The organism is Collinsella sp. AF39-11AT (genome assembly GCF_003474585.1).
Lineage (GTDB): Bacteria > Actinomycetota > Coriobacteriia > Coriobacteriales > Coriobacteriaceae > Collinsella.
The window spans coordinates 1-2,950 of the sequence record NZ_QROG01000048.1; the positions used below are offsets into that span (position 1 = coordinate 1).

Genomic DNA, 2,950 nt, shown 5'->3' on the forward strand with positions numbered 1-2,950 from the left:
AAACATCTCGGGCGACTCGGCTCCGTTGCAGCTTGGAAGCAAGGCAGGGGCGATCCAGGCCGATTTGGGCGCCCTGCTCTCGGTGGCGCGGGCAGGTGGCGAGTAACGCGGAGCGGTAGACGCGCAATGAGGTTTTAGCCGCAGCCTCCGAACGAGAGGGCTCGGAGGCTGGTATTCCTGAATCGCAGGTCACGATGGGTTATCGGAATCGCGAAGAGCGGATACCGCCAGTAAGCCCCCTTCGGAATAGGCGTTGAGCAGCTCCTGGGCATGGGTGAACTCGGGGCCTCGTCTCCAGCCGAGCAGGCGGTTGACGGCCAGATTGCCCTGGACGTTGTGGACGAAGAGCAGGAAGGCGTCTTCGCGTGAAAGCCCTGTTTTCTCCATGACCCAGGGAACCATCTGCTCCGCTCCGCGTTCTATGACGCGCTGGGCTACGCGAGCGTATGAGTCGCTGTCCGAATAAAGCAGGCGATAATCGTCGTCTGCCGGCGGACGCTGGCAAAGCGTTGCCGATTCAACCCCCTCAAGCGGGGGAGCCGCTGCCAATGCCTCGTCGATAAGCGCATCGAGCAGCGCGTACTTATCCTCGTAATGCAGATAGAACGTTCCCCGGTTGATCTCGGCGCGGCGGCAGATGTCCGCCACCGTCATCTTCGCGAAGCCGACCTCGGCCAGCAGCGCGAAGAACGCCTCCTGTATGACCGAGAGGGTGTAGCGCCGCCGGCGGTCGATCTTGGTTTCTCCCATCGCCTCTCCAATCTGAGTCGTTTGACAATGTCCAGTAGCTGTTCGTTTATCGACAGGTGCACGCGTTTGTTCATTGCCCCTGCGAAAATCAACAAGGATACTGTTTATAGACACCTGTTTTTTATAGCTGAAAGGGAGCACGGATGACCCTGTGCGAGAAGCTCGGCATCGGGCTTGTCAGCCGATCGTTTTCCCATCGGGCCGTCTATCGAAACGGCGGCACGTCATACGATTTGAGCGATTGCGAGCCTGCTGCTTGCAAGCAAGATATCGAGGCTTTTGCCCGCAAGGTGGGGAAGGCTGATTGCGTGTTTACGGGAGAGGCAGGTAGGCAGGCGTTATGAGCATCTGCATCAAAAATCAGATTCAGAATATGAATATCGTCATCGGCTGCACGGTGGGGTGTCCATATTGCTATGCCCGTAACAATGTGAAACGTTGGCATATGATTGACGACTTCGCTGATCCTGCGTTCTTCCCGAGCAAGCTCAAGATGATGGAAAAGAAACGCCCGCAGAACTTTCTCCTTACCGGCATGAGCGATCTCTCCGGGTGGAAGCTGGAATGGCGAGACGAGGTATTTGCAAAGATCCATGAGAATCCACAGCATCAGTTCCTGTTCCTGACCAAGAGACCCGATTTGCTGGATTTAGATACCGACCTGGAAAACGCATGGTTCGGCGTTACGGTGACGAGGAAAGCGGAGCTGTGGCGTATCGACGCCCTTCGGAAAAACGTCAAAGCAAATCACTTCTTCGTTACTTTTGAGCCGCTATTCGACGATCCCGGTACGGTCGACCTTTCCGGAATCAACTGGATCGTCGTCGGTACCATGACCGGGGCGCAGAGCAGGAAGGTTCATACGGAACCGGAGTGGGCATGGTCTTTGACGGACCAGGCGCACGCGCTTGGCATTCCAATGTTTATGAAGGAAGACCTCGTCTCTGTCATAGGGGACGAAAACATGATTCAGGAATTGCCGGAAGAATTCGAAAGAGTGCTGGAGGTGCAGAGAACATGGCGGAAGTGATCGATGGAATCCTCATCAATGAGGTGGAAGCAAAGAACATCATGACCAAGTCCAGCCTGCCGGTAGGCGGCTACTCGGTCAATCCCTATGTAGGCTGCACGCATGCCTGCAAGTATTGCTATGCCTCCTTTATGAAGCGCTTTACCGGACACAAGGAGGAATGGGGCACCTTTCTTGATGTGAAGCATTGGCCGGAAATCAAGAATCCGAAGAAATACGCTGGACAGCGGGTGGTTATCGGTTCTGTGACGGATGGCTACAATCCACAGGAGGAGCGATTCGGGAATACCAGGAAACTCCTGGAGCAGCTGATTGGCAGCGATGCAGATATTCTGATCTGCACAAAGTCCGATCTTGTGGTACGGGATATCGATCTGCTGAAGAGGCTTGGACGAGTGACCGTTTCATGGTCGATCAACACGCTGGATGAGAACTTCAAGAACGATATGGACTCCGCGTCGAGCATCGAGCGTCGTATCGCTGCTATGAAGCAGGTGTATGACGAAGGTATCCGTACGGTCTGCTTCGTGTCCCCGGTATTTCCCGGCATCACGGATTTTGAGATGATTTTTGAGCGAGTAAAGGATCGGTGCGATTTGTTTTGGCTCGAAAATCTCAATCTTCGGGGTGGTTTCAAAAAAACGATCCTGGATTATATCGCCGAGAAACATCCCAATCTCGTACCGCTTTACGATGAGATCTATAACAAGCGCAACCGTAGCTATTTTGAAGCGCTTGAAGTAAAAGCCGAGGAAATGGCCAAGAAGTACGATTGCCCCTTTGTGGACAACGAAATGCCTTATGGCAGAGTCCCCCAGGGGCATCCGGTGATCGTGGACTACTTCTATCACGAGGAAGTCCGAGGGTCAGATAATAGCGGAAAAAGAAATCGTTAAACGGAAACCGACGACGATTCGCTCGAGCGATTAGCGTCCACGCGTGGCTTCTGCCGATTGGCGCAACGGGCGACGGATTAAGGGATCGCTCGGGCGGATGATCCCGCTGCAGTACAGGCGGTCGCTCAATTTAGCGGCATGAGCGTTTTCGCACGGAAAACCAGTATCCCCTGTGCCGAGTTTAATCGTAGCGAATACAATGGGCACTGAGCATCAATCGAAAGTAGTCAAGAGCCTTTTCGACGGCTTCTACCACCTCTACCCCAGCCTCGAG

At 54.2% G+C, this 2,950-nt stretch carries 4 protein-coding genes; 3 read left to right on the forward strand and 1 reads right to left on the reverse strand.

Translation table 11 applies throughout. The features are described 5' to 3' along the window. Positions 1–189: 189 nt before the first annotated feature. A complete protein-coding gene (locus DW037_RS10340; protein WP_117583300.1) occupies positions 190–750 on the reverse strand; it encodes a TetR/AcrR family transcriptional regulator in 561 nt (186 codons plus the stop codon). A 143-nt stretch (positions 751–893) separates the two neighbouring features. On the opposite strand from DW037_RS10340, the gene DW037_RS10345 reads away from it, so the two are divergent. From DW037_RS10345 to DW037_RS10355, 3 genes are read left to right on the forward strand one after another with little or no spacing between them, the layout of a single operon-like run. Then, a complete protein-coding gene (locus DW037_RS10345; RefSeq protein WP_055252679.1) occupies positions 894–1,094 on the forward strand; it encodes a hypothetical protein in 201 nt (66 codons plus the stop codon). Next, a complete protein-coding gene (locus tag DW037_RS10350; protein ID WP_055252677.1) occupies positions 1,091–1,780 on the forward strand; it encodes a radical SAM mobile pair protein A in 690 nt (229 codons plus the stop codon). Before DW037_RS10345 ends, DW037_RS10350 begins: the two co-directional genes overlap by 4 nt. Next, a complete protein-coding gene (locus DW037_RS10355) occupies positions 1,768–2,676 on the forward strand; it encodes a radical SAM mobile pair protein B (protein WP_118289347.1) in 909 nt (302 codons plus the stop codon). The genes DW037_RS10350 and DW037_RS10355 overlap by 13 nt, the downstream gene beginning before the upstream one ends. The last annotated feature ends 274 nt before the right edge of the window (positions 2,677–2,950 follow it).

Excerpts from the sequence above, each read along its gene's own strand:
- DW037_RS10350 (WP_055252677.1), top strand. The coding sequence starts at position 1,091 with ATGAGCATCTGCATCAAAAATCAGATTCAGAATATGAATATCGTCATC.
- DW037_RS10355 (WP_118289347.1), top strand. The coding sequence starts at position 1,768 with ATGGCGGAAGTGATCGATGGAATCCTCATCAATGAGGTGGAAGCAAAG.
- DW037_RS10345 (WP_055252679.1), top strand. The coding sequence starts at position 894 with ATGACCCTGTGCGAGAAGCTCGGCATCGGGCTTGTCAGCCGATCGTTT.
- DW037_RS10340 (WP_117583300.1), bottom strand. The coding sequence starts at position 750 with ATGGGAGAAACCAAGATCGACCGCCGGCGGCGCTACACCCTCTCGGTC.